This window comes from Serratia sp. 1D1416 (genome assembly GCF_003641105.1).
GTDB lineage: Bacteria > Pseudomonadota > Gammaproteobacteria > Enterobacterales > Enterobacteriaceae > Serratia > Serratia ficaria.
Genome location: NZ_CP032738.1, coordinates 775,038 through 797,660, shown reverse-complemented (window position 1 = coordinate 797,660; position 22,623 = coordinate 775,038). Strand labels below are relative to the sequence as shown.

The following is a 22,623-nucleotide window of genomic DNA, read 5'->3' as shown; positions in this document are numbered from 1 at the left end:
TCGGATGAGATAAATCTAGCCGTTGTCGTGCCGCTTGGGAATCTGCGTTGCGCCGAATGTGATAGACGTCATGAATCTCTGGTCATGTTTGCATAATGAACAACGGATCGGTCAGCGTTTGTCCGTTGCAAATACCTTCTCTCTGCGGAGCCACTACCGAAAATGAACGCTCACGCCTGCTGATATCATGCCCCACGCTGAGCATACCGCTGCCTGGTCGGGCGCAGCAGCCGGAAAGTCAGGGAGTTGCTTCCGGCGCTTCGATGCACGCCAGCAGCTGGGTAAAGGCGGCGGCCATTTGCTCTTCCGGCACGCAGGCGAAGCCCATCAGCAGGCCGCGCCGTCGGCTGGGCAGCATGTAGTAGCGCGACAGCGGCCGCACCAGAACGCCGCGCGCGCTGGCGGCGGCGGCGATAGCCACGTCGTCGGTTTCGTCCGGCAGATTGAGGATCAGATGCAGCCCGGCGTTGTTGTTGAACTCGCTCAGCGCCTGTTTGCCCAGATGCTGTTCGATGAGATGGGTGAGAAAGGCGCGCCGCCGCGCGTACAGCAGCCGCATGCGGCGGATATGCGCGGTGTAATGGCCTTGCTGAATGAACTCCGCCAGCGCGGTCTGGATCAGCAGATGGCCACCGCGATACAGCTCGGCGTGGGCGGTCTTCAGCGCCTGCGCCAACGGCTGGGGCAGCACCACGTAACCGAGCCGCAGCGCCGGATACAGCGTTTTGCTGAAGGTGCCGATATAGATCACCGGCGCATCGGCTTCCAGCCCCTGCAGCGCCGGGATCGGCTGGCCGGAGAAACGGAACTCGCTGTCGTAGTCGTCCTCGACGATCCAGCCGCCGGCGTTGCGCGCCAGCGCCAGCAGCCGCTGGCGGCGCGCCAGGCTCATCACCGAACCCAGCGGATACTGGTGCGACGGGGTGACGAAAATCAGCCGCGGCGGGTTGGTCGGCTGCTCCGGCGGCACCAGGCCGGCCTCATCCACCGCCAGCGGGCAGATGTTCAGCGCATTCATCCGCAGAATATTGCGGATCCCCCAGTAGCCGGGCTCTTCGATCCAGGCGTCGTCTCCCGGGTTGCACAGCATGCGCGTCACCAGGTCTATCGCCTGATGAATGCCCTCGGTAATCAATATTTGTTCCGGCGAGCAGCGCACCGAGCGCGCCACCCGCAGGTAATCCACCAGCGCGTGCTGCAGCTCGGGGCTGCCGCCCTGGTTGCTGTAGGTCAGCCGCTGGGGCGTCGGCCGGCGGCTGATACGCGCCTGGATCTTGCTGAACAACGGGTGCGGGAAGGCGTTGACGTCCGGCACGCCGGGAATGAATGCCCCCCACTGTTTGGGGCTGGCGCTGGCGTGGTGCAGCAGCGCGGCGCCGCGATCCGACAGCTCGATGCCCCTCTGCTGCCCGTCGCTGCCGACGGGCACGCTGCTGGTGGATAAACAGCTGTCCGGCACGGTTTCGGCGACGAATGTTCCGCTTCCCTGGCGCGCCAAAACATAGCCTTCCGCCAGCAGTTGTTCATAAACGGTTAAAACCGTGTTGCGCGACAGGCTGAGCTCCTGCGCCAAATCGCGCGAGGCCGGCAGGCGGCTGGAGGGCGGCAGGCTGCCGTCGAGAATGCTGGTGCGGATCGCGTTGTAAAGCCGTTTGTGCAGCTTGTCGTCGGGCTGTTCGCCGAGGCGCTGCAGCAGCAGATCACCACTCAGTGAGCGCAATTGGATCCCTCAATTATTCGTAACTGGCACTCGATTATAGGGCCACATCCTGTGTAAATAAACGTCATTGTTTCACGAATGTGAACAAAACGTCTGACAAGCCCCCGATCGGAGATAACAGCATGAACAACGCAGAATTGAACCAACGCCGTCAGGACGCTACTCCGCGCGGAGTCGGCGTGATGTGTGGTTTTTACGCCGAGCGTGCAGAAAACGCCACGCTGTGGGATGTGGAAGGCAATGAAGTTATCGATTTTGCCTCGGGTATCGCGGTACTGAATACCGGGCACCGCCACCCGAAGGTGATCGCGGCGATTGAAAAACAGCTGCAGGCCTTTACCCATACCGCTTACCAGATAGTCCCTTACGAAAGCTATGTCTCGCTGGCGGAGCGCATCAACCAGCGCGCGCCGATCGCCGGCCCGTGTAAAACCGCGTTCTTCACCACCGGTGCGGAAGCGGTGGAGAACGCGGTCAAAATCGCCCGCGCCCATACCGGCCGCCCCGGCCTGATCACCTTCGGCGGCGGTTTCCACGGCCGCACCTACATGACCATGGCGCTGACCGGCAAAGTGGCCCCTTACAAACTGGGCTTCGGGCCGTTCCCGGGCTCGGTGTTCCACGGCCAGTACCCGAACGCGCTGTACGGCGTGAGCACCGAAGACGCGATGAACAGCCTGGAGCGCATCTTTAAAGCGGATATCGATCCCAAACAGGTGGCGGCGATCGTGCTGGAGCCGGTGCAGGGCGAGGGCGGCTTCAACGTGGCCCCGGCCGATTTCATGCAGGCGCTGCGCGCGCTGTGCGATCGGCACGGCATGTTGCTGATTGCCGACGAAGTGCAGACCGGCTTCGCCCGCACCGGCAAGCTGTTCGCCATGGAACATTACGGCGTCAAACCGGATCTGATCACCATGGCTAAAAGCCTGGCGGGCGGCATGCCGCTGTCGGCGGTGGCCGGCCGCGCGGAAGTGATGGACGCCCCGGCGCCGGGCGGGCTGGGCGGCACCTATGCCGGTAACCCGCTGGCGGTGGCCGCGGCGCACGCGGTGCTGGACGTGATTGAAGAAGAGCAGCTGTGCCAGCGTGCGCAGCGTCTGGGCCAGCATCTGGTGGAGGTGCTGCAGCAGGCGCGCAAAACCAGCCCGGCGATCGCCGATATCCGCGCCCAGGGTTCGATGGTGGCGGTCGAATTCAACGATCCCGCCGGCAAACCTTCGGCGGAGATTACCCGCCAGGTTCAGCAGAAGGCGCTGGAAGAAGGGCTGTTGCTGCTGAGCTGCGGGGTGAACGGCAACGTGATCCGCTTCCTGTACCCGCTGACCATTCCTGAAGACCAGTTCACCAAGGCGTTGGGCATTCTGTCCCGCGCGCTGGCTCAATAAGGAGTGCGCGCGATGAAACTGAATAATCCCGAACTGCTGCGCAGCCAGTGCCTGATCAACGGCGAGTGGTGCGACGCGCTGAGCGGCAAACGCGAAGCGGTGATCAACCCGGCCACCGGCGCCGAACTGGCCAGCATTCCGCTGGTGAGCGAAGAAGAAACTCAGCAGGCGATCAACGCGGCGCAGCTGGCGCAGCAGAGTTGGAAGCAGCTGACCGCCAGGCAGCGCGCCGCCTTGCTGTTGGCCTGGGCCGACCAGGTGCTGGCCGCCCAGGAAGACCTGGCACAGCTGATGACCGCCGAGCAGGGTAAATCGCTGGCGGAAGCGCGCGGCGAAGTGGCCTACGCCGCCTCGTTCATCACCTGGTTCGCCGAGGAAGCCAAGCGGGTCGACGGCGCGGTGCTGCAGGCGCCGCAGGCTTCGCAGCGGCTGGTGGTGGTGAAGCAGCCGATCGGCGTGTGCGCGGCCATTACCCCGTGGAACTTCCCGGCGGCGATGATTACCCGCAAGGTGGCGCCGGCGCTGGCGGCAGGCTGCGCCATCATCGTCAAACCGGCCGAGCAAACCCCTTTGACCGCGCTGGCGCTGGCCAGGCTGGCGCAGGACGCCGGCATCCCGCCGGGCGTACTGCAGGTGGTGACCGGCGAAGCGGCGCAGGTAGGCAAGGTGCTGTGCGACAGCCCGGTGGTGCGCAAGCTGAGCTTTACCGGCTCGACCGAGGTTGGCCGCATCCTGATGGCGCAGTGCGCGCCGAGCATCAAGAAGCTGTCGCTGGAGCTGGGCGGCAACGCGCCGGTGATCGTGTTCGACGACGCCAATCTGGACGCGGCGGTGGCGGGCATCATGGCCTCGAAATTCCGCAACAGCGGCCAGACCTGCGTTTGCGCCAACCGCATCTACGTGCAGGACGGCATCTACGACCGCCTGGCGGAGAAGCTGGTGGCGGCGGTCGAACAGCTGAAGGTCGGCGACGGCAGCCACGAGGGCACCACCCAGGGGCCGCTGATCGACGGCGACGCGGTGGAGAAGGTGCAGAGCCACATCGACGATGCCTTGATCAAGGGCGCGCAGATCGCCACCGGCGGTCAACCGCACGCGCTGGGCGGCACGTTCTTCCAGCCGACGGTGGTGACCGGCGTCACCCAGAAGATGCGCTTCGCCAAAGAGGAGACCTTCGGCCCGGTGGCGCCGCTGTTCCGCTTCCATGACGAAGCGGAGGCCATCGCCATGGCCAACGACACCGAATTCGGCCTGGCCGCCTATCTGTTCACGCAAAACGCCTCGCGCCAGTGGCGCGTGCCGGAAGCGCTGGAGTACGGCATGGTCGGCATCAATACCGGACTGATTTCCAACGAAGTCGCGCCGTTCGGCGGCGTGAAACAGTCAGGGCTCGGGCGTGAAGGATCGCGCTACGGGATTGAAGAATATCTGGAGCTGAAATACCTGTGTATCGATGTGAGCTGTTAACCACCGGGAAATTAACCTGCCCCGGTGGCCGCAGCCGCCGGGCGATAAAGGATGATGCATGTCTTCTGATAACACCTATGTTTCTCCGGCGCTTGCCGCCGGGGTGCGAGCACCTGCACCCGCCAAATCGCTGAGTTTTCTCGAAGGGGTGGCGATGATCGTCGGCACCAACATCGGCGCCGGCGTGCTGTCCATCGCCTACGCCTCCAGCAAGGCCGGCTTTTTGCCGCTGTTGTTCTGGCTGGTGCTGGTCGGCGGGCTGACCACCATCACCATGCTGTACGTCGCCGAATCCACGCTGCGCACCCGCGCTCACCTGCAGCTTAGCGGGCTGGCGAAGCGCTACGTCGGCGGCGTGGGCGCCTGGCTGATGTTCGCTTCGGTGTGCGTCAACAGCATCGGCGCGCTGACCGCCTACATGACCGGCAGCGGCAAGCTGCTGCAGTCGCTGTTCGGCATTTCGCCGGCGCTCGGCAGCCTGCTGTTTTTCGTGCCGGCGGCGGGGGTGCTGTATCTCGGGCTGAAGGCGATTGGCCGCGGCGAGAAGTTCATCAGCATCGGCATGGTGGTGATGCTGACCGCGCTGGTGGCGGCGACGCTGCTGAAAGACACCACCCAGATGCGCAACCTGCTGGACGGCGACTGGCGCTTTATGGTGCCGGTGTTCAACGTGGTGGTGTTCTGCTTCTCTGCGCAGTACATCGTGCCGGAAATGGCGCGCGGCTTTTCCGACAAACCGGAGCAGCTGCCGAAGGCGATTATGGTCGGCATGGCGGTGACCTTTGTGCTGCTGGCGGCGGTGCCGATGTCGGTGATCGCGCTCAGCGGGCTGGACGATATCTCCGACGTGGCGACCATCTCCTGGGGCCAGGCGCTGGGGCAGTGGGCGTTCTTCTCCGCCAACATCTTCGCGCTGTGCGCGATGCTGACCTCTTATTGGGGATTGGGCGGCAGCTTCCTGACCAATATCTTCGACAAGTTCCGGTTGGGCAACGACGAGCAGCCGCTGCGCCGCTTCGGCGTGCTGTTGCTGGTGGTGGTGCCGCCGTTCGTATTGGCCTACAGCGGGCTGGTGTCGTTCGTTAACGCGCTGTACTTCGCCGGGGTGTTCAGCGGGGTGATCCTGTCGATCATGCCGATGCTGATCCTGCGCGGCGCGCGCAAGCACGGCGACCAAACCCCGCGCTGGCAGTGCAGTTGGATCACCCACCCGTTGCTGCAGGCCAGTATCGTGCTGCTGTACCTGGCCAGCGCGGTGTACGCCATCGCTTCGTTGTTAGGCTATTTGCCCGCCGGATGGTGAGCCGTCTTCCCTCAAGCAGTGATGTTGTTTCTCAGCGTTGAGAACGGCGGCGTCGTGGCCGCCGGTTTTTTTATCAGCCGCGCATTTTCTCCGGCAGCGCCAACCAGGCCTGCACCGAGGGACGCTGCCACTGCTTTTGCGCATAGTGGCGAATGCGTTCCGGCACCTCGTCGCCGTGCATCACCAGCCGGTTGAGCATCAGCGCCAGATCGGTATCGGCGATGCACCACTCCCTGAACAGATCATCCTGCCCGTGACTCAGCAGCCTCTCGGCGGCGGCGATCAGCTTGCGGGCGGCCTCCTGCGCGGCGGCGGACAGCGGTGGAAATTTAGCGCCGCCGAAGATGGCTTCGGTCGGGCGTTCGGCGCGGATCGCCAGCAGATCGCTGCGCAGCCAGGCCTGGATTTCGCGCGCCTTGGCGCGTTGCTTGACGTCGCGCGGGTAGACCGCATGGGCCGGATGAATGTCCTCCAGGTATTCGGTGATTGCCGAAGATTCGGAAAGCTGAAACTCACCCATCACCAGCGTTGGCACCCGACGTGACAACGACAGCGACGCATAGGCGGCGCTCTGGTTTTCTGCCTGCGCCAAATCTATCGGTTTCACGCTGAAGGGAATGTTCTTTTCCGTCAACGCGACGAACGCGGACATGGCATAAGGGCTGAAAAATTGGCTGTCGGCATACAGCTCGACAATCGGTTGAGACATCGGCTTTTCCTCAAGGCTAGGGTCGGAACATTGATAATTGCCGAGGGGTGGCTAAAGATCAATCTGTTAGGACAAAGTTCATGGCTGCGGCAGCGCCCGCAGCGTTATTCCATCGCTGATGATGTGATATCTTTGTTGCCAACAAGTGAATTTGGCCGTGCCGGGTAATATGAAAACGCAGTGGATAGAAAAGGTAAAAGTGGGATGTGCGCGCCTGTGGCCACACCCGTTGGCGGTGGGTAAAAGAGAGATTGCGCTTTCCAGCATCGGGGCGGGTCTGGGGTTGATGATTGCCGGCTGGATCAGCCATTTTATTCTGGGCGAGGTGAACCTGTGGTTTATCGCCCCGATGGGCGCTTCGGCGGTACTGCTGTTTGGCGTGCCGAACAGCCCGCTGGCGCAGCCCTGGTCGATCGTCGGCGGCAATACGCTGGCGGCGGCGGTGGGGGTCAGCAGCGGCTTGCTGGTCGCCGATCCCGGGTTAGCCTGCGGGCTGGCTGCCTGCCTGGCGATTGGCCTGATGTTCAAGCTGCGCTGCCTGCATCCGCCCGGCGGCGCGGTGGCCCTGACCGCCATCCTCGGCGGGCCGGGCATCCACCAGATGGGCTATCAGTTCGTGCTTTACCCGGTGTTGCTCAACTCGGTGCTGCTGGCGGCGCTGGCGATACTGTTCAACAACCTGGCCGGGCGGCGTTACCCGCACCCGCTGGCGCCGGCGGAGGCCAAGCCGGCCAGCCTGCCGATCGACGCCGTGTCGATCACCCGCGCCGATCTGCATCAGGCGCTGATGCAGGGCGAGCTGTTCGATATCGATGAGGACGATCTGCAGGAAATCCTGCTGCGCGCCGAACAGCTGGCGCACCGGCGGCAAAACCCGGGTGGATGAAATGCCTCTGAGCGCTGCGCTGGGAGGCTCGGCGGCGGCGCCTCATGTTTGAAGTGGATCGCGTGGAAATGTCGTCAGAACGCGACGAGCCAGGCCCGGCAGGGGGGCTGGTAGTAGTCTTAAGGAGCGGAATTTTAGGGAAACTGAACGGTTTGTTTCTTTGAGTCGTTCAGCCGTTGATAAGCAAGAGCCAATGCGGAAGTTGGTCATGATTGTCATCAACGACTTTTATTCAAAACTTGATGAGGGCAGCAAGAGCGCTGTTGCAGGTGAGATTAACCGTGCGGAAGGGTTTATCGCGGGCCGTAGTGTGACGCAATTTTTCATTGCCAATAAAATAGCCTCAACCATCATACGCAAGGCGAGCTACGGCCTCGTCTACAAGCGGTTTATCAAGTACAGCACGACTGCCATTCTGAACGTGGTTATGTTCCAAGGGATGATTGAGGAAGCCGCGCTCGCTTCCAGGCGTATGCAGGTGAAATTCCCCAAAACGTTTTACAAGATAAGGGGGATGAATCTGGATATGGCATATTTTCTCGTTGAGAGCTTTTTAGAGCCATATCTCATCTACATCAATAATTCTCCTAATCAGTTTTGCGCAGGTGTTAACCATGAGCTGGCTAAAATCCTTTCTTGTGAAGTTCGTTAAATTTGTTGGCCGGCAAACTGCTGACCTGGCGGAGTCCATAGTCATTGGCCTGTTCTCTATAGCGGCATTTGTTGCATTGTTTTGGTTTGACGAGTGGTGGAAATCAATCGCTATGGCTATCGCGATCTTCTTTGCCGGCTTCTTGGTTAGCTTGGCGATTGGGTGGTTGCGAGGTGAGAAATGAAAGAAAATGGTGGCAGGCTGCTGCTATTTTTCTGCTACTGACTCCAGAAAGTAAAAGACCACCTCCTGAGTGAACTGACCCCATAAAGTTGGACGGTTTATATTAGGCGGCTAATATCGAAATCCTTCTACGTTTAATAATTGATTGATAAAAAACAATAACTGTACATCCATGCAGTATTCTGTAGTTATACAACTGCGGAATACAACTGTCAATCACCTTATTTATTTGGTTATGTTCTATTTTGTTACGTTATTTCGCAATGATGGTATATTCACTGTTCGTGTATTTTGGTAATTTAAGTGAGGAACTATCTCATTGTGTAACCAATGTATGGAGTAAATGAAAATGACTAAATCCGTAGCAAGGCCAATGTTACTTTTAATGTTGCCGTTAATACTCGCAGCTTGCTCTAACAGTAACGAAACAACCAATTTTTCGTCTAAGACAGGCATCCATCAACTAACTGAGGAGCCCAAGCCAGAAACCGGTTTAGTCAAGGTTAAATTTGATATTGATGTAAACGGACAGGTCCAAAATGCTCGTGTTGTCGAGTCAGAACCAAAGGGTGTTTTTGACAGCGAAGTGCTAAAAGCGATGTCTAAGTGGCGATATGAAAAAAATAGCCCTATGAAGGATCGTGTTGTTAGTGTCCGTTTAAATAGTAACGGTCAGGAAGTGAATTAAACCACATAAGTAGACCGGGCATTGAGTCCTTGGAGATGTCAGCATTCTTAAATTAGTGACTAGTCATTAAGGTTTTGTGCTGTTCGGACCCTATGCATGCATTAGGTGCATGAATTTGCATAATGATCCGGTGTGAGTTTTACCCCCGCAGCGCCAGCACTGGCGCGGATCGCGCCGGATCATGCGCTTGCATGAAAAGCGACACATGAAGCGGGCAGGCGAGGTGGGGAAAGCATTGCGCGCAAGCGGTGTTAACCCCTTTTTATAATCGCAGCCAGCGGCCTATCACGACGATTAACCATGACAGCCAAGGATTCACTCAGTTTTAGAATATGACGGCGTGGCGCTCTTAGGAGCTATATGGGCGCGGTGCTGTTGTGTTGAATTTTTGGGCAAAATTGGTATATGGTACGGGCTTGGAACTGATAAGGGGCTTTTATGGATGCTAAAGCTGTAGCGCAAGGAATTCTTGAGGGCGTTGAGTCCTTACCAAAAGGCATTGGTTATAGCGTTCGCCGTACATGGCAAGGTGCGGGGTTAGGGAGTGGAGAGTTCAAGCGCCGTAATGAACTTGAAACGGAAAGATTCATTAAGGTTATTCGCGCTGGTTATGGCATCGAAGCCCCTTTGCGTGAGCTAATAACCGTCATCATTCGCGACTGTTATCAACGGATGGATGTTCAAACGCAAACAGCATTAGGACAGAAATTAAACCTTGCTGAAGGTTATGCTGCGGGCCGTATGGGGACTCAGTTCATTCTGGTACAACAGATCACGCACCATATTTTGAAAAAAGTTATCAGTAGTACGCTTTTCAGATGGGTTTTTAAAGGTATTACCGTTGCAGGGTTGAACATTATTCTCCTGCAAGGAATTATCGAACAAGCCGCCGTGTCTTCGCGCCGATTATGCGAAAAGTACCCCTCGACGTACCACAAGCTCACCCCGCGAAATTTGGACATGATCTATTTTCTTGCGGAGGAGTATCTTGAACCGTTTGTTGCTTACTCCAGCAAATCGAAAATGTTCTGTGAAGGAGTGAATCATGAGCTATCTAAAGTCTTGGGGCAGTAAGCTCGGTAAAGGATTGTCTCACGTTGTGGAGGCGATTTTTAGCGGGATATTTTCTGTTGCGGCTTTTGGGTCGCTGTTCTGGTTTGATGAGTGGTGGCAGCGAATTTTAAGCGCTGGCATTTTCCTGTTATTGGTGTTTGCAACTATTGCATTATGTGGTCTAGCTCGAGGCGAAAGATAAAATTAAGCCGCCAAATAACTGGTGGCTTTTGTTTATTCGCCTGGTAATTCATACGGCGCGAATCTAATCACCTCCTCCCCGATCCACTCGTTCACCTCTTTCATTCGTTCCTGTAGGTGCAGTGCCGCCGCATCCGGTTGGTGCCAGTGTGGAAGGACAACAACAGGTTATGTGGATGTGACCAGCTCAGAGATACAAGCCCGCGAAATGCGGGTTTTTTCATACCTGAATTATGTCGCGCCAAATAGGATAAAGGGGGTGTGTAGTTTTTTTGGGGGACGAAAAGGGGACATCGAAGCAGTGACAAACAAAAAAGCCACCTTGATAGGTGGCTTAATTATATGATTTTAAAACTAAAATTTGGTGGCCCCTGCTGGGTTTGAACCAGCGACCAAGCGATTATGAGTCGCCTGCTCTAACCACTGAGCTAAGGGGCCAAGCGGCGAGATTATACGGTAATCCCTCGGCGCAGGTCTACTGTTACCCGCCCGTATGTTGCTTTTCTGCGCAGTTCTAGCCTGTTGTAATTGCTGGCGGATTTTGCGATAACCGCTATAAATCCCCTTAAATGGACTCGCGATACTCATGGAACTTCTGGCGCCCCATCTGCGGGTGGTGTTTTGCGGCATCAATCCCGGCCTCTCCTCCGCCCATCAGGGCTATCCCTTCGCCAACGGCAGCAACCGCTTCTGGAAGGTGGTTCATCAGGCCGGCTTTACCCGCAGCCAGCTGGCGCCTGAGCAGTGGCGCCGGCTGCAGGACGACGGCTGCGGCATCACCGCGCTGGTGGCGCGCCCAACGGTGGCCGCCAGCGAGCTGTCGCGCGACGAGCTGCGCGGCGGCGGCGAGGCGTTGAAGGAAAAAATTCTGCGTTACCAGCCGCGGGCGTTGGCCATTCTCGGCAAACAGGCGTTCAGCAGCGCCTTCGGGGTGAAAAATGCGCCCTGGGGCAGGCAGGAGATGATGCTGGGAAAAACCGAGGTCTGGGTATTGCCTAACCCCAGCGGATTGAACCGCGCCACGCTGGAGCAGCTTACCGCCAGCTATCGCGAGCTGTTTCTGGCTCTGGAGTGAGATGCGGCGATTAATAGCAGGCAATAAAAAACCCCGGCGTGCCGGGGTTTTTGTTGTTGGCTGACGGCCGGACTTAGTCGTCCAGGAAGCTGCGCAGCACTTCAGAACGGCTAGGGTGGCGCAATTTACGCAACGCTTTCGCTTCGATCTGACGAATACGCTCGCGGGTAACGTCGAACTGTTTGCCCACTTCTTCCAGCGTGTGGTCGGTGTTCATGTCGATGCCGAAACGCATGCGCAGCACTTTGGCTTCACGCGCGGTCAGCCCGGCCAGCACGTCGTGCGTAGCGGAACGCAGGCTTTCCGAGGTGGCGGAATCCAGCGGCAGCTCGAGGGTGGTGTCCTCGATGAAATCGCCCAGATGCGAATCTTCATCATCACCGATCGGCGTTTCCATGGAGATCGGCTCTTTGGCGATCTTCAGCACTTTGCGGATTTTGTCTTCCGGCATCAGCATGCGCTCAGCCAGTTCTTCCGGCGTCGGCTCGCGGCCCATCTCTTGCAGCATCTGGCGCGAGATACGGTTGAGCTTGTTGATGGTCTCAATCATATGCACCGGAATACGGATGGTGCGCGCCTGGTCGGCGATGGAGCGGGTGATAGCCTGACGGATCCACCAGGTGGCGTAGGTCGAGAACTTATAACCGCGACGGTATTCAAACTTGTCTACCGCTTTCATCAGGCCGATGTTGCCCTCCTGGATCAGATCCAGGAACTGCAGGCCGCGGTTGGTGTATTTCTTGGCGATCGAAATAACCAGACGCAGGTTGGCCTCAACCATTTCTTTCTTCGCGCGGCGGGCTTTCGCTTCACCGATCGACATGCGGCGGTTGATGTCTTTCACCTGCTCGATGGTCAGGCCGGTTTCTTCTTCGATCTGACGCAGTTTCTGCAGGCTGCGCTGCACGTCTTCCGCAACGTCTTTCAGCTTCTCTGACCATGGCTTGGCCATGGCCAGCGCCGCTTCGAACCAGGAATCGCTGGTTTCGTTGCCGGCGAACAGGGTGACGAAGTTTTTCTTCGGCATTTTGCACTGTTCGACGCACAGCTTCATGATGATGCGTTCCTGGGTGCGAACGCGGTCCATCATGGTGCGCATGCTGTTGACCAGGAAGTCGAACTGCTTCGGCACCAGGCGGAACTGCTTGAACACGTCAGACAGCTTCAGGATTTCTTCTGCTGCGCTGGCGTGGCTGCGGCCGTTCTTTTTGATCACCAAACGGGTCGCTTCGTACTGATCGCGCAGGTCGGTGAATTTCTGGCGCGCCAGCTCCGGATCGATGCTGTTGTCGTCTTCAGCGTCGTCGTCGTCGTCGTCTTCTTCTTCGTCGTCGTCCTGTTCTTCGGTCGACAGTTCAGAACCGACGTGGGTGGCGGTAGGGGCGATGTCCTCTTCCGCGTTCGGATCGACGAAACCGGTGATCAGGTCAGACAGGCGCGCTTCGCCCGCTTCAACGCGATCGTACTGCTCCAGCAGGTAGGTAATGGCTTCCGGGTATTCCGCGACGGAGCACTGCACCTGATTGATGCCGTCTTCGATGCGTTTGGCGATGTCGATTTCGCCTTCGCGCGTCAGCAGTTCAACGGTACCCATTTCGCGCATGTACATGCGCACCGGGTCGGTGGTGCGGCCGATTTCAGATTCCACGCTGGACAGCACCTGAGCGGCGGCTTCTTCCGCGTCTTCATCGGTGCTGTTCGAGTTTTCAGCGAGCAACAGGTCATCGGCGTCCGGTGCTTCTTCCATCACCTGGATGCCCATGTCGTTAATCATCTGGATGATGTCTTCGATCTGATCGGAGTCGACGATATCTTCCGGCAGATGGTCATTGACCTCAGCATAGGTCAGATAGCCTTGCTCCTTACCGCGTTGGACAAGAAGTTTAAGCTGTGACTGCGGGTTTTGCTCCATAAGACGGTATCCACACTTCAGAGTATTTGGGTTGGTGTCGGTCGGCGAAACCGCCAACAATAGCATTTGGGGCGTTTTTGTTGTTGCCGCGGCCCACTGTGGCGGCATATTGCAGGGCTCTGCCCTCGCATTTATCGGCACTTAAGCCGTTTGGTATTCAGTTTTTCTTCGCTAAAACCTGGTTGAGCGAACGGACTTCTTCACGTTCTTCCGGGCTTAGGCCGTGCGTCCTGGCCTGCGCGATCAGCGTTTCCAGCCGTTGCTCGAGCACCGAGTCATACAGGCTGGCTAACGTATCCAAAAAGGTCTGTTCGACCATATCCTCAACGATCATATGGTTCCATGTCGCCAAGGTTTCAAGCTGCTGGCTGAATTTGTTGTCGCGGTACAGCTCCAGCAACTGCCCGGTGGTCAGCCCCGGCTGCGCCAAACAGGTCTGCACCAGTTCAACGAACAGCGGCAACCCCGCCTGTTTGGTCTGCTCCAGCCCCTCGAGCGAAGGGATAAGTGTAGCCAACTGCGGGTTTTGCACCAGTAACCCTATCAGTATACGCATGGTTGTGCGTTTTAGCTGGGGCGCCTGATAGGTATTCGCATTTTCAGCCTGCTTGGGCATCAGCTTGTCGAGCTGGCTGTCGTCCAGCAAACCCAGCTTGCTGCCGAGCTGCTGGCGCAGGTACAAGCGCAACGTTTCGCCCGGCACCTGAGTAATCAGCGGCAGCGCCAGCGTGCTCAGCTTGGCGCGCCCGTCCGGGCTGCTCAAATCCACCTGCGGCATCAGCGTTTCGAACAGGAAAGTGGAAAGCGGCTGCGCCTGCTCCATCCGTTGTTCGAAAACCGCTTTGCCCTCTTTGCGCACCAGGGTGTCCGGATCTTCGCCGTCGGGCAAAAACATGAACCGCAGCTGCCGCCCGTCGTTCAGGTAGGGCAGTGCGGTCTCCAGCGCGCGCCAGGCCGCTTCACGGCCGGCGCGGTCGCCGTCGTAACAGCAGATGACGTTATCGGTGGCGCGGAACAGCAGCTGAATATGTTCAGCCGTCGTCGAGGTTCCGAGCGAGGCGACGGCATAATCGATGCCGTATTGCGCCAACGCCACCACGTCCATATAGCCTTCCACCACCAGCAATCGCTGCAGGTTAGGGTGGCTCTGCTGTGCTTCATACAGGCCGTACAATTGGCGGCCCTTGTGGAATACTTCGGTTTCCGGCGAGTTCAGGTACTTCGGCATGCCGTCGCCCAGCACGCGCCCGCCAAAGGCGATCACCCGCCCGCGCTTATCGCGGATAGGGAACATCACGCGCTCGCGGAAACGATCGTAGGTGCGTCCTTGATCGTTAGTCACCAGCATGCCGGCATCGTTCAATGCGCGGCGCGAGTCGGCGTCGCGCCCAAAACGCTTCAGTGCGTTATCCCATCCGGCCGGGGCAAAGCCGATGGCGAAATGGCGGATAACGTCGTCGCTCAACCCGCGCTGCTGCAGGTAGCTGCGCGCCGGCGTGCCGGTGGGCTGATGCAGTGACTGTTGATAGAACGCGCTGAGCTGTTCCATCAGTTGATACAGGCTCTGCCGCTGATGACGTTCGATTTGGGTCGGTCCGGTGCCTGCCTCGTAAGGCACTTCCAGCCCGTGCATGGTCGCCAGCTCTTCGATGGTTTCGACAAACTCGAGCCTGTCGTAATTCATCAGAAAGTCGACGGCGTTGCCGTGCGCACCACAACCAAAACAGTGATAAAACTGCTTGTCGCCATTAACGGTAAATGAAGGCGTCTTTTCGTGGTGGAACGGACAGCACGCGTGATAGTTCTTGCCCTGCTTCTTGAGCTTCACCCGCGCGTCGATCAGATCGACGATGTCGGTGCGAGCCAGCAAGTCATTGATAAATACGCGCGGAATTCGTCCAGCCATAAGCCCTTACTTCACTAGCCTATAAACGAGAACAAGCCGCGCATTCCTTTCGGAAAGCACGGCCTTCGTATGCAACTACTCGGTCTGCGCGATTTTTAAAATCAGAAATTCACGCGGCGGGGTTGCCCCCGAAGAATTAATACAGACGAGTGCGGCGTGCGTTTTCGCGAGCCAGTTTCTTCGCGTGACGTTTCACAGCGGAAGCTTTAGCGCGTTTACGTTCGGTAGTCGGTTTTTCATAGAACTCACGACGACGAACTTCAGCTAAAACGCCTGCTTTCTCGCAAGAGCGTTTGAAACGACGCAGAGCAACGTCAAATGGCTCGTTTTCACGTACTTTAATTACCGGCATGTGCCTCTCACCTCAATAAAATTCGGTTTGCTGCTGGCCAAGCGCCAGCCTTTTCAAAATGGTGCGGAATTTTACTTCAACGGATGCTGCTTTGTAAAGCACCACAGCAAATTGAAACCTGCGCCGCCCTGGTAAAACGTGCGCAATTTTGCATCGGGCGCTGATTATAGACTAATCAGAAAAAAATGCTCGTTTTTAATCAAATCGGCATTTACCGCAGGAATCATCGACATAGCGGCGAGGTGGCGGCAAGATGCGCGGCGCTGGCGGAAAATGATGCCGATTGTGATAAACTGACGGCCGCACGTGAATGATGGGAAATGTAATGCGAGTACTGGGTATAGAAACCTCCTGCGATGAAACCGGAATTGCAGTGTATGACGATCAAGCCGGTTTGTTGGCCAACCAATTATACAGCCAGGTGAAGCTGCATGCCGACTACGGCGGCGTGGTGCCGGAACTGGCCTCCCGCGATCACGTGCGCAAAACCGTGCCGCTGATTCAGGCGGCGCTGAAGGAAGCCAACCTGAGCGCGGCCGATATCGACGGCGTGGCCTATACCGCCGGGCCGGGCCTGGTGGGGGCGTTGCTGGTCGGCGCCACCGTGGGCCGCGCGCTGGCGTTCGCCTGGAACGTGCCCGCCGTGCCGGTGCACCATATGGAAGGCCACCTGCTGGCGCCGATGCTGGAAGACAACCCGCCGGCCTTCCCGTTTGTCGCGCTGCTGGTTTCCGGCGGTCATACCCAGTTGATCAGCGTCACCGGCATCGGTGAGTATGCGCTGCTGGGCGAATCGATCGACGACGCCGCCGGTGAAGCTTTCGACAAAACCGCCAAGCTGCTCGGGCTGGATTACCCCGGCGGGCCGATGCTGTCGAAGATGGCGCAGCAGGGCGTGGCGGGGCGTTTCACCTTCCCGCGGCCGATGACCGATCGGCCGGGGCTGGATTTCAGTTTCTCCGGGCTGAAAACCTTCGCGGCCAACACCATTCGTTCCAACGGCGGCGACGATCAAACCCGCGCCGACATCGCGCGCGCGTTCGAAGATGCGGTGGTGGATACGCTGGCGATCAAGTGCAAGCGCGCACTGGATCAAACCGGCTTCAAACGGCTGGTGATGGCGGGCGGCGTCAGCGCCAACCGCACGCTGCGGGCCAGGCTGGCGGAGATGATGCAAAAACGCGGCGGGGAGGTGTTCTACGCTCGCCCGGAATTCTGTACCGACAACGGCGCGATGATCGCCTACGCCGGCCTGGTGCGGCTGCAAAGCGGCGCCAACCCCGAGCTGAGCGTTTCGGTGCGGCCGCGCTGGCCGCTGGCGGAGCTGCCTGCGGTATAAGCGCAGAGGCGCCTTGCCAGGCTCCCTGCTCGCGCAGCGCACCGATCGATAGATAAAGAAAAGGCCGGAAATTTCCGGCCTTTTACTTCTAGGGTTCTTTCTTTTCTTCCGCTTCGGCCGCATCGGCCTTCTTCTTGCGGAACTTGCCCCAGATTTTCCCTTCCTGGCCGCGCCACAGGCGCTGGATGTTATCGTGATGCCGCATCAGGATCAGGCAGGAGAGCATCGCCACCGGGAAGGTGAACTGCGGTTTGAACCACCAGACGTAGAACGGGGCGATCAGCGCGCTCACGATGGCGCCCAGCGAAGAATAGCCGCTGAGCAACACCGTCAACAGCCAGGTGCCGGTCATCAGGCCGGTCAGATCCCAGCCGATCGGCGCGATGGCGCCAAAGGCCGTCGCCACGCCCTTGCCGCCGCGGAAGTGGAAGAACACCGGGTAGATATGCCCCAGGCAGGCGGCGATCGCCGTCAGGCCCAGATACAGCGGCGGCACCTCCAGCTTATAGGCCAGCCAGACCGGCAGCATTCCTTTCAGGATATCGAAAACCAGCACCGCCGCCGCCGCCAGGCGGCCGCCGATGCGCAGGACGTTGGTCGCTCCTGGATTCCCTGAGCCATGTTCACGCGGATCGGGCAGCCTGGCGATCCGGCAAACCAGGATCGCGCTGGAAATTGAGCCACACAGATACGCGAAGATAATCATGCCAAGCGCGGTAGCACTCATAACGCGGTTCCGTTTAATAATGGTCGTTTTACTCGCAACATCTATGGATAATACGCATATTCCGCTGGAAGTGGTATCCGGCAAGGCCAAAAACAGAGAATGACGTGATGGATATCGTATTTATTGAAGAGCTTACCGTAATTACCACCATTGGCGTTTATGATTGGGAACAAAGCATTCGCCAGAAGCTGGTGTTCGATATCGAAATGGGCTGGGATAACCGTACCGCCGCCGCCAGCGACGACGTCGACGACTGTCTGAGTTACGCCGACATCAGCGAAGCCATCATCCAGCACGTCGAACCGAACCGCTTCGCGCTGGTGGAGCGCGTGGCGGAGGAAATATCCGAAATTTTGCTCCAGCGCTTCAATTCCCCCTGGGTCCGTATTAAGGTCAGCAAACCGGGCGCTGTAGCACATGCCAATCGGGTCGGCGTCATCATTGAGCGTGGCACCCGTCCTGCGTGATTTTTATGTCATCTGCATGCAACGAAAGGCCGTTAACCTGGTCTTAACCTGAGAATTGTTTTAGCGGCACTGTATTTAGCACTGCCGCTTTTTTATGTTTATAGCCGTAAATTTATGGGGTGATCGAAGCACATGGCGGACATGCATTCACTGTTTATCGCGTTTGTTCTTGGGGTGGTCGAAGGGTTAACGGAGTTCTTGCCGGTGTCTTCCACCGGGCACATGATTATCGTCGGCGAGTGGCTGGGCTTCACCGGCGACAAGGCCAAAACCTTTGAAGTCATCATTCAGCTGGGATCGATTCTGGCGGTGGTGGTGATGTTCTGGCGCCGCCTGTTCGGCCTGATCGGCATCCACTTTGGCGGCAAGCCGGTGGAGCACGAAGGCAAGACCGCGGGCCGTTTGAAACTGGGCCATATTCTGCTGGCGATGATCCCGGCGGTGGTGTTGGGCCTGGTGTTCCACGACGTGATCAAGTCGCTGTTCGCACCGAAAAACGTGATGTACGCACTGGTGGTCGGCGGTTTCCTGCTGCTGGCGGCGGAATGGCTGAAGCCGAAAAAACCGAGTGCGGAAGGGTTGGATGACATTACCTACCGCCAGGCGTTCATGATCGGCTGCTTCCAGTGTCTGGCGCTGTGGCCGGGCTTCTCCCGCTCAGGCTCCACCATCGCCGGCGGCATGCTGGTGGGCGTGAACCGTTACGCGGCCTCCGAGTTCTCCTTCATTCTGGCGGTGCCGATGATGATCGGCGCCAGCGGCCTGGATCTGTACAAGAGCCTGCACTTCCTGACGATGGGTGACTTGCCGATGTTCGCCGTCGGTTTCGCCACCGCCTTCGTGGTGGCTCTGATTGCGATCAAGACCTTCCTGACGCTGATCAAACGCATCTCGTTCGTGCCGTTCGCCATCTATCGCTTTATCGTCGCCGCCGTGGTTTACATGGTCTTCATGTAAGCGGCGATGCCAATAAAAAACCCCGCGGCGCGGGGTTTTTTTATGCCTGATCGGGCAGAATATCCTGAGTGCGCTTCCAGTCGCTCAGCGCCTGCTGGCGGCGGCGTTTGAGCTCGTCGCGGATCGCCAGGCCCTGCAGCCCGCTGGCCACCACCTCTTTAATCGACACCGCATTGGCCACCCGATAGGCCTGGCGCAAATAGTCGCCCTGCGGATACGGGTTATTCTCGAAGCCGGTGCGGCCGCGCGCGTCCGCTTCGCTGGTCAGGATCATCTGCTCCAGCCGCTGCGGTTTGCGCCACACGTCCACGGCGTCAAACAGCTTCAGCAGGGTTTCCGGCCGCAGCTTGTTCACCGTATGGATCAGGTCGTGATATTCGGCCACCAGCCTGGCCAGATCGCGCACCGGGTTGGGCACCCGCAGCCGTTGGCACAGGGCTTCGACCAGCCGCACGCCGGCCGGCCCATGGCCGTGATGGTGCGGCCAAAACTCTTTCGGCGTCAATCCCTTGCCCAGATCGTGACACAGCGCGGAGAAGCGCACGTCTACCTCCGGGCTGAGCCGAGCGGCGATCGCCAGCGTCATCAGGGTGTGGACGCCGGTGTCGATCTCCGGGTGCCACTTGGCGGGCGCCGGCACGCCGAACAGGGCATCGATTTCCGGGAACAGCACCGCCAGCGCGCCGCAGTCGCGCAGCACCTGGAAATACACCTGCGGGCTTTGGCTTTGCAGCGCCTTCTCGGTTTCTTTCCACACCCGTTCGGCGGTCAGCGCCGCCAGCTCGCCGCTGTGCGCCATGCGGCGCATCAGCGCCAGGGTTTCCCCGGCGATGCTGAACCCCAGATGGGCGAAGCGGGCGGCGAAGCGCGCCACGCGCAGCACGCGCAAAGGATCTTCGCCAAAGGCGTCGGAGACGTGGCGCAGCACCCGCGCCTGCAGATCGGCCACGCCCTGATACGGGTCGATCAACTCGCCTTCGGCGGAGCGGGCGATGGCGTTGATGGTCAGGTCGCGCCGCAGCAGGTCTTCCTCCAGGGTAACGTCCGGCGCGGCGTAGCAGGTAAAGCCGGTGTAACCCTGGCCGGATTTGCGTTCGGTGCGCGCCAGCGCGTATTCCTCATGGGTTTCAGGATTGAGGAATACCGGGAAGTCTTTACCGACCTGCTGATAACCCATCGCCAGCAGCTCCGCCGGCGTGGCGCCGACCACCACCCAGTCGCGGTCGAACACCGGAATATCGAGCAGGCCGTCGCGGACGGCGCCGCCGACCAGGTAAATCTGCACTGTTAACTCCTGAATTTGTTTTGGGGCTTTGTCTATCAGATTACATGAATTGGCGACGGGATGTCGGCGCCAATAAAAAGGGCGCCCACAGGCGCCCGAATTCAAACTGAACGATACTGAAATCAGTTCATCCAGCGGTTGCTGTTCTTGCGACGCGGGATCAGGTGCGGCAGCAGCAGACCCAGCAGCAGGCCGACGCCGGCCACGCCGCCGCCGTACATGAACCACTGCAGGATAATGGTGCGCTGCTTGTCGTCGAGCTGCAGATTGACCGCGCTAACCTTCTTCTGCGCGACCACCAGCTGGTTTTTCAGCTCCTGATTTTCCTGCTGCAGGCCGCTGATGGTGCTGTCGCTGCCCGCCACTTTTTGCTGCATTTCAGCGGTGCGCTGGTTCCAGCTGTTGTCGATGTTGGCCAGTTTGTCGGTCAGGGTTTTCACCTGCTGTTCCAGCTCCGGCACGCGGGTGCGCAGGCTTGGCGTTTGGCTCAGCTGATCGAGGGGGATCCAGGTGGTGCGGCCTTTCGGATCGCGGATCTGGCCGTAATGGGTCGCGTCATTTACGCTCAACAGGGTGACTTCTTCACCGGCGTTCAGGGTGCCGACAATGCGGTACTGATTGCCCGGGCCGCTATGGACATAAGTGCTCAATTCATCGGAGATATAGCGTTTATCTTCGGCATGTGCGCCCCAAGAGATGCTGAAGCTCAGCACGGCAAGGCAAATCAGGCGTAATTTCTGCATTAGTTCATCGTTTCTGTGTGAATTTATGGAACGATAGTAGAGCGTTCAGTCTGACGACGCAACGCTAAAACCGGAATGAGAACTATCTTACTGTGGCAGATTCCGTGAGTTGCGCAGCGTTTTATAACGTAACAGGTTTTTTCTGCAGTTAGCAGGGTTAAGGGGCCGGGAATCGCGGTAAGATAACGGCAACAGTGCGTCATCGAGCGGCATGCGGCAGGCCAAGGCCGTGCGGCACCGCCAGACGTGAATGCGTAACCTATTGGTGTAAAAGACTTATGACCGTTGAAATAGAACTGAAATTTATTGCCACTTCGGAGGCGGTCGCCGCATTGCCGCAGCAGTTGGCGGCCTGGCCGAACCAGCATTCCGCGCCGCAGAAGCTGACCAACATTTACTTCGAAACCGCCGACAATTTCCTGCGCAGTCAGGATATGGGCCTGCGCATTCGCGGGTTCGACGACAGCTACGAAATGACCATCAAAACCGCCGGCAAGGTGGTGGGCGGCCTGCATCAGCGGCCGGAGTACAACGTCGCCATCGCCGCGCCGGAGCTGGCGCTGGAACGGTTCCCTGCCGACATCTGGCCAGAGGGCTGCGACCTCGCGGCGCTGCAACAGGCGCTGCAGCCGCTGTTCCGTACCGATTTCGCGCGGGAGAAGTGGGTGGTCACTTACGGCGAAAGCGAGATTGAGGTTGGCCTCGATCAGGGGGAGGTGCGCGCGGGTGAATTGAGCGAGGCACTGTGCGAGATTGAGCTCGAGCTCCAGCAGGGCAACACCGGCGATCTGCTGGCGCTGGCCAATGCGCTGGCCGAGCACGGCGGTCTGCGCCAGGGCAGCTTGAGCAAGGCGGCGCGCGGTTACCACCTGGCGCAGGGCGATGCCGCGCGTGAGCGCCGTCCGCTGAGCGTGCTGAAACCGGCGGCCAAATCCAGCGTCGAGCAGGGCATGATCGCCAGCTTCGAACTGGCGCTCAGCCATTGGCAATACCACGAAGAGCTGTGGCTGCGCGGCGACGCCCAGGCGCGCCGTTCGGTGATGGAGGCGATTGCGCTGATCCGTCAGGCGCTGGTTGTCTTCGGCGGCCTGGTGCCGCGCAAGGCCAGCGCCGATCTGCGCGCCCGCCTGACCGCGCTCGAACCGCTGTTGGTGGATAAAACCACCCAACCTCAGGTGCTGTGCTACAGCGCAGAGTACCTGCAGTGTAAGTTGGCGCTCACATCTTGGCTGGTGACCGGCGCCTGGCGCCCATTCATCGATGCCAAGGCGCAGGCCAGGCTCGATGGCTCCTTCAAACGTTTTTGCGACATCATGCTGGGGCGCAGCGCCGCCGAGCTGAAAGAGGCGTTCAACCGCACGCTGAACGACGATGAATACCAGGAACAGCTGCCGCGCCTGACGCGTCAGGTGTCGGCGCTTATCCTGCTGGCCGGGGCCTACCCCGACGAACAGACCGGGCCATATATCGACAGCTGGCGCGAGCTGCAGCTGGCGTTGGCCGAACGCCGCCAGGGCTGGTATGAAGCCAGCCGCAAGCAGGCCTTATCGCATGCGCCATTCTGGTTAAACGGCGCGCTTCGTTAATCGAGCCGGCCTGCCAGGCTGCAGGCC

22 protein-coding genes and 1 tRNA gene are annotated in these 22,623 nt (G+C 59.0%); 14 read left to right on the top strand and 9 right to left on the bottom strand.

Annotation, left to right across the window (positions count from 1 at the left end):
* Positions 1–238 precede the first annotated feature (238 nt).
* The gene (locus D7I37_RS03805) at positions 239–1,720 is read right to left on the bottom strand and encodes a PLP-dependent aminotransferase family protein (RefSeq protein ID WP_061797178.1); all 1,482 of its coding nucleotides are present in this window, start codon (positions 1,718–1,720) and stop codon (positions 239–241) included.
* 122 nt (positions 1,721–1,842) lie between these two features.
* Here D7I37_RS03805 and D7I37_RS03800 point away from each other — a divergent pair, with 122 nt between their 5' ends.
* The 3 genes from D7I37_RS03800 to D7I37_RS03790 are packed head-to-tail and all read left to right on the top strand — an operon-like array spanning position 1,843 to position 5,875.
* Positions 1,843–3,105 carry a 4-aminobutyrate--2-oxoglutarate transaminase gene (locus D7I37_RS03800; RefSeq protein ID WP_095099337.1) on the top strand — a complete coding sequence of 421 codons (1,263 nt, stop codon included), beginning with the start codon at positions 1,843–1,845 and terminating at the stop codon, positions 3,103–3,105.
* A gap of 12 nt (positions 3,106–3,117) precedes the next feature.
* The gene (locus D7I37_RS03795) at positions 3,118–4,572 is read left to right on the top strand and encodes an NAD-dependent succinate-semialdehyde dehydrogenase (protein ID WP_061797181.1); all 1,455 of its coding nucleotides are present in this window, start codon (positions 3,118–3,120) and stop codon (positions 4,570–4,572) included.
* A 58-nt stretch (positions 4,573–4,630) separates the two neighbouring features.
* Positions 4,631–5,875, top strand: a complete 1,245-nt coding sequence (locus D7I37_RS03790; protein ID WP_061797182.1) for an amino acid permease — start codon at positions 4,631–4,633, stop codon at positions 5,873–5,875.
* Between the two features lie 73 nt (positions 5,876–5,948).
* Here D7I37_RS03790 and yfcF read toward each other — a convergent pair whose 3' ends face one another.
* Positions 5,949–6,584, bottom strand: coding sequence for a glutathione transferase (gene yfcF / locus D7I37_RS03785; protein ID WP_061797184.1), 636 nt, complete (start codon positions 6,582–6,584; stop codon positions 5,949–5,951).
* A gap of 169 nt (positions 6,585–6,753) precedes the next feature.
* Here yfcF and D7I37_RS03780 point away from each other — a divergent pair, with 169 nt between their 5' ends.
* From D7I37_RS03780 to D7I37_RS03755, 6 genes are all read left to right on the top strand, one after another.
* Positions 6,754–7,470, top strand: a complete 717-nt coding sequence (locus D7I37_RS03780; protein WP_129543331.1) for an HPP family protein — start codon at positions 6,754–6,756, stop codon at positions 7,468–7,470.
* 208 nt (positions 7,471–7,678) lie between these two features.
* Positions 7,679–8,122: a hypothetical protein gene (locus D7I37_RS27230; protein WP_242502795.1), complete on the top strand. Its 444-nt coding sequence runs from the start codon at positions 7,679–7,681 to the stop codon at positions 8,120–8,122.
* Positions 8,085–8,306 carry a hypothetical protein gene (locus tag D7I37_RS03770; protein WP_129543330.1) on the top strand — a complete coding sequence of 74 codons (222 nt, stop codon included), beginning with the start codon at positions 8,085–8,087 and terminating at the stop codon, positions 8,304–8,306. The genes D7I37_RS27230 and D7I37_RS03770 overlap by 38 nt, the downstream gene beginning before the upstream one ends.
* 348 nt (positions 8,307–8,654) lie before the next feature.
* On the top strand, positions 8,655–8,993 hold the full coding sequence (locus D7I37_RS03765; RefSeq protein ID WP_165283084.1) for a TonB family protein: 339 nt from the start codon (positions 8,655–8,657) through the stop codon (positions 8,991–8,993).
* A gap of 438 nt (positions 8,994–9,431) precedes the next feature.
* The gene (locus D7I37_RS03760; RefSeq protein ID WP_129543328.1) at positions 9,432–10,067 is read left to right on the top strand and encodes a hypothetical protein; all 636 of its coding nucleotides are present in this window, start codon (positions 9,432–9,434) and stop codon (positions 10,065–10,067) included.
* Positions 10,039–10,248, top strand: a complete 210-nt coding sequence (locus tag D7I37_RS03755; RefSeq protein ID WP_129543327.1) for a hypothetical protein — start codon at positions 10,039–10,041, stop codon at positions 10,246–10,248. Before D7I37_RS03760 ends, D7I37_RS03755 begins: the two co-directional genes overlap by 29 nt.
* Before the next feature lie 361 nt (positions 10,249–10,609).
* Here D7I37_RS03755 and D7I37_RS03745 read toward each other — a convergent pair.
* A tRNA-Ile gene (locus tag D7I37_RS03745) sits at positions 10,610–10,685 on the bottom strand.
* A 148-nt stretch (positions 10,686–10,833) separates the two neighbouring features.
* Here D7I37_RS03745 and mug point away from each other — a divergent pair.
* On the top strand, positions 10,834–11,322 hold the full coding sequence (gene mug / locus D7I37_RS03740; protein ID WP_095099329.1) for a G/U mismatch-specific DNA glycosylase: 489 nt from the start codon (positions 10,834–10,836) through the stop codon (positions 11,320–11,322).
* A gap of 73 nt (positions 11,323–11,395) precedes the next feature.
* Here the strand turns inward: mug and rpoD are convergent, their stop codons facing one another.
* The 3 genes from rpoD to rpsU form a co-directional block, all read right to left on the bottom strand.
* Positions 11,396–13,234 (bottom strand): RNA polymerase sigma factor RpoD, encoded by a 1,839-nt coding sequence (gene rpoD, locus D7I37_RS03735; RefSeq protein WP_061797192.1) that lies wholly within the window; start codon positions 13,232–13,234, stop codon positions 11,396–11,398.
* A 157-nt stretch (positions 13,235–13,391) separates the two neighbouring features.
* Entirely contained in the window at positions 13,392–15,140 is a 1,749-nt protein-coding gene (gene dnaG, locus D7I37_RS03730; RefSeq protein WP_061797193.1) for a DNA primase, read from the bottom strand.
* Positions 15,141–15,276: 136 nt separating this feature from the next.
* On the bottom strand, positions 15,277–15,492 hold the full coding sequence (rpsU, locus tag D7I37_RS03725; RefSeq protein WP_001144069.1) for a 30S ribosomal protein S21: 216 nt from the start codon (positions 15,490–15,492) through the stop codon (positions 15,277–15,279).
* Between the two features lie 325 nt (positions 15,493–15,817).
* Here rpsU and tsaD point away from each other — a divergent pair, with 325 nt between their 5' ends.
* Entirely contained in the window at positions 15,818–16,831 is a 1,014-nt protein-coding gene (gene tsaD, locus D7I37_RS03720) for a tRNA (adenosine(37)-N6)-threonylcarbamoyltransferase complex transferase subunit TsaD (protein WP_061797195.1), read from the top strand.
* 88 nt (positions 16,832–16,919) lie between these two features.
* Here tsaD and plsY read toward each other — a convergent pair whose 3' ends face one another.
* Positions 16,920–17,558 (bottom strand): glycerol-3-phosphate 1-O-acyltransferase PlsY, encoded by a 639-nt coding sequence (gene plsY / locus D7I37_RS03715; RefSeq protein ID WP_061797197.1) that lies wholly within the window; start codon positions 17,556–17,558, stop codon positions 16,920–16,922.
* A gap of 107 nt (positions 17,559–17,665) precedes the next feature.
* Between plsY and folB the strand changes: the two genes are divergently transcribed.
* Positions 17,666–18,025, top strand: a complete 360-nt coding sequence (gene folB / locus D7I37_RS03710; RefSeq protein ID WP_061797199.1) for a bifunctional dihydroneopterin aldolase/7,8-dihydroneopterin epimerase — start codon at positions 17,666–17,668, stop codon at positions 18,023–18,025.
* Positions 18,026–18,157: 132 nt separating this feature from the next.
* Complete coding sequence (bacA, locus tag D7I37_RS03705; RefSeq protein ID WP_061797201.1) at positions 18,158–18,982, top strand: undecaprenyl-diphosphate phosphatase; 825 nt, start codon at positions 18,158–18,160, stop codon at positions 18,980–18,982.
* A 40-nt stretch (positions 18,983–19,022) separates the two neighbouring features.
* Here the strand turns inward: bacA and D7I37_RS03700 are convergent, their stop codons facing one another.
* Both D7I37_RS03700 and D7I37_RS03695 read right to left on the bottom strand, forming a co-directional pair.
* On the bottom strand, positions 19,023–20,267 hold the full coding sequence (locus D7I37_RS03700; protein ID WP_061797203.1) for a multifunctional CCA addition/repair protein: 1,245 nt from the start codon (positions 20,265–20,267) through the stop codon (positions 19,023–19,025).
* A 122-nt stretch (positions 20,268–20,389) separates the two neighbouring features.
* Entirely contained in the window at positions 20,390–21,010 is a 621-nt protein-coding gene (locus D7I37_RS03695; RefSeq protein ID WP_061797205.1) for a TIGR04211 family SH3 domain-containing protein, read from the bottom strand.
* Positions 21,011–21,288: 278 nt separating this feature from the next.
* Here D7I37_RS03695 and D7I37_RS03690 point away from each other — a divergent pair, with 278 nt between their 5' ends.
* Complete coding sequence (locus tag D7I37_RS03690; protein WP_129543326.1) at positions 21,289–22,596, top strand: inorganic triphosphatase; 1,308 nt, start codon at positions 21,289–21,291, stop codon at positions 22,594–22,596.
* Positions 22,597–22,623 lie beyond the last annotated feature (27 nt).

Excerpts from the sequence above, each read along its gene's own strand:
- bacA (WP_061797201.1), top strand. The coding sequence starts at position 18,158 with ATGGCGGACATGCATTCACTGTTTATCGCGTTTGTTCTTGGGGTGGTC.
- D7I37_RS27230 (WP_242502795.1), top strand. The coding sequence starts at position 7,679 with ATGATTGTCATCAACGACTTTTATTCAAAACTTGATGAGGGCAGCAAG.
- D7I37_RS03780 (WP_129543331.1), top strand. The coding sequence starts at position 6,754 with ATGAAAACGCAGTGGATAGAAAAGGTAAAAGTGGGATGTGCGCGCCTG.
- rpsU (WP_001144069.1), bottom strand. The coding sequence starts at position 15,492 with ATGCCGGTAATTAAAGTACGTGAAAACGAGCCATTTGACGTTGCTCTG.
- folB (WP_061797199.1), top strand. The coding sequence starts at position 17,666 with ATGGATATCGTATTTATTGAAGAGCTTACCGTAATTACCACCATTGGC.
- D7I37_RS03755 (WP_129543327.1), top strand. The coding sequence starts at position 10,039 with ATGAGCTATCTAAAGTCTTGGGGCAGTAAGCTCGGTAAAGGATTGTCT.
- D7I37_RS03795 (WP_061797181.1), top strand. The coding sequence starts at position 3,118 with ATGAAACTGAATAATCCCGAACTGCTGCGCAGCCAGTGCCTGATCAAC.
- mug (WP_095099329.1), top strand. The coding sequence starts at position 10,834 with ATGGAACTTCTGGCGCCCCATCTGCGGGTGGTGTTTTGCGGCATCAAT.
- plsY (WP_061797197.1), bottom strand. The coding sequence starts at position 17,558 with ATGAGTGCTACCGCGCTTGGCATGATTATCTTCGCGTATCTGTGTGGC.
- D7I37_RS03695 (WP_061797205.1), bottom strand. The coding sequence starts at position 21,010 with ATGCAGAAATTACGCCTGATTTGCCTTGCCGTGCTGAGCTTCAGCATC.
- yfcF (WP_061797184.1), bottom strand. The coding sequence starts at position 6,584 with ATGTCTCAACCGATTGTCGAGCTGTATGCCGACAGCCAATTTTTCAGC.
- D7I37_RS03790 (WP_061797182.1), top strand. The coding sequence starts at position 4,631 with ATGTCTTCTGATAACACCTATGTTTCTCCGGCGCTTGCCGCCGGGGTG.
- tsaD (WP_061797195.1), top strand. The coding sequence starts at position 15,818 with ATGCGAGTACTGGGTATAGAAACCTCCTGCGATGAAACCGGAATTGCA.
- D7I37_RS03800 (WP_095099337.1), top strand. The coding sequence starts at position 1,843 with ATGAACAACGCAGAATTGAACCAACGCCGTCAGGACGCTACTCCGCGC.
- D7I37_RS03690 (WP_129543326.1), top strand. The coding sequence starts at position 21,289 with ATGACCGTTGAAATAGAACTGAAATTTATTGCCACTTCGGAGGCGGTC.
- dnaG (WP_061797193.1), bottom strand. The coding sequence starts at position 15,140 with ATGGCTGGACGAATTCCGCGCGTATTTATCAATGACTTGCTGGCTCGC.
- D7I37_RS03765 (WP_165283084.1), top strand. The coding sequence starts at position 8,655 with ATGACTAAATCCGTAGCAAGGCCAATGTTACTTTTAATGTTGCCGTTA.
- rpoD (WP_061797192.1), bottom strand. The coding sequence starts at position 13,234 with ATGGAGCAAAACCCGCAGTCACAGCTTAAACTTCTTGTCCAACGCGGT.
- D7I37_RS03770 (WP_129543330.1), top strand. The coding sequence starts at position 8,085 with ATGAGCTGGCTAAAATCCTTTCTTGTGAAGTTCGTTAAATTTGTTGGC.
- D7I37_RS03760 (WP_129543328.1), top strand. The coding sequence starts at position 9,432 with ATGGATGCTAAAGCTGTAGCGCAAGGAATTCTTGAGGGCGTTGAGTCC.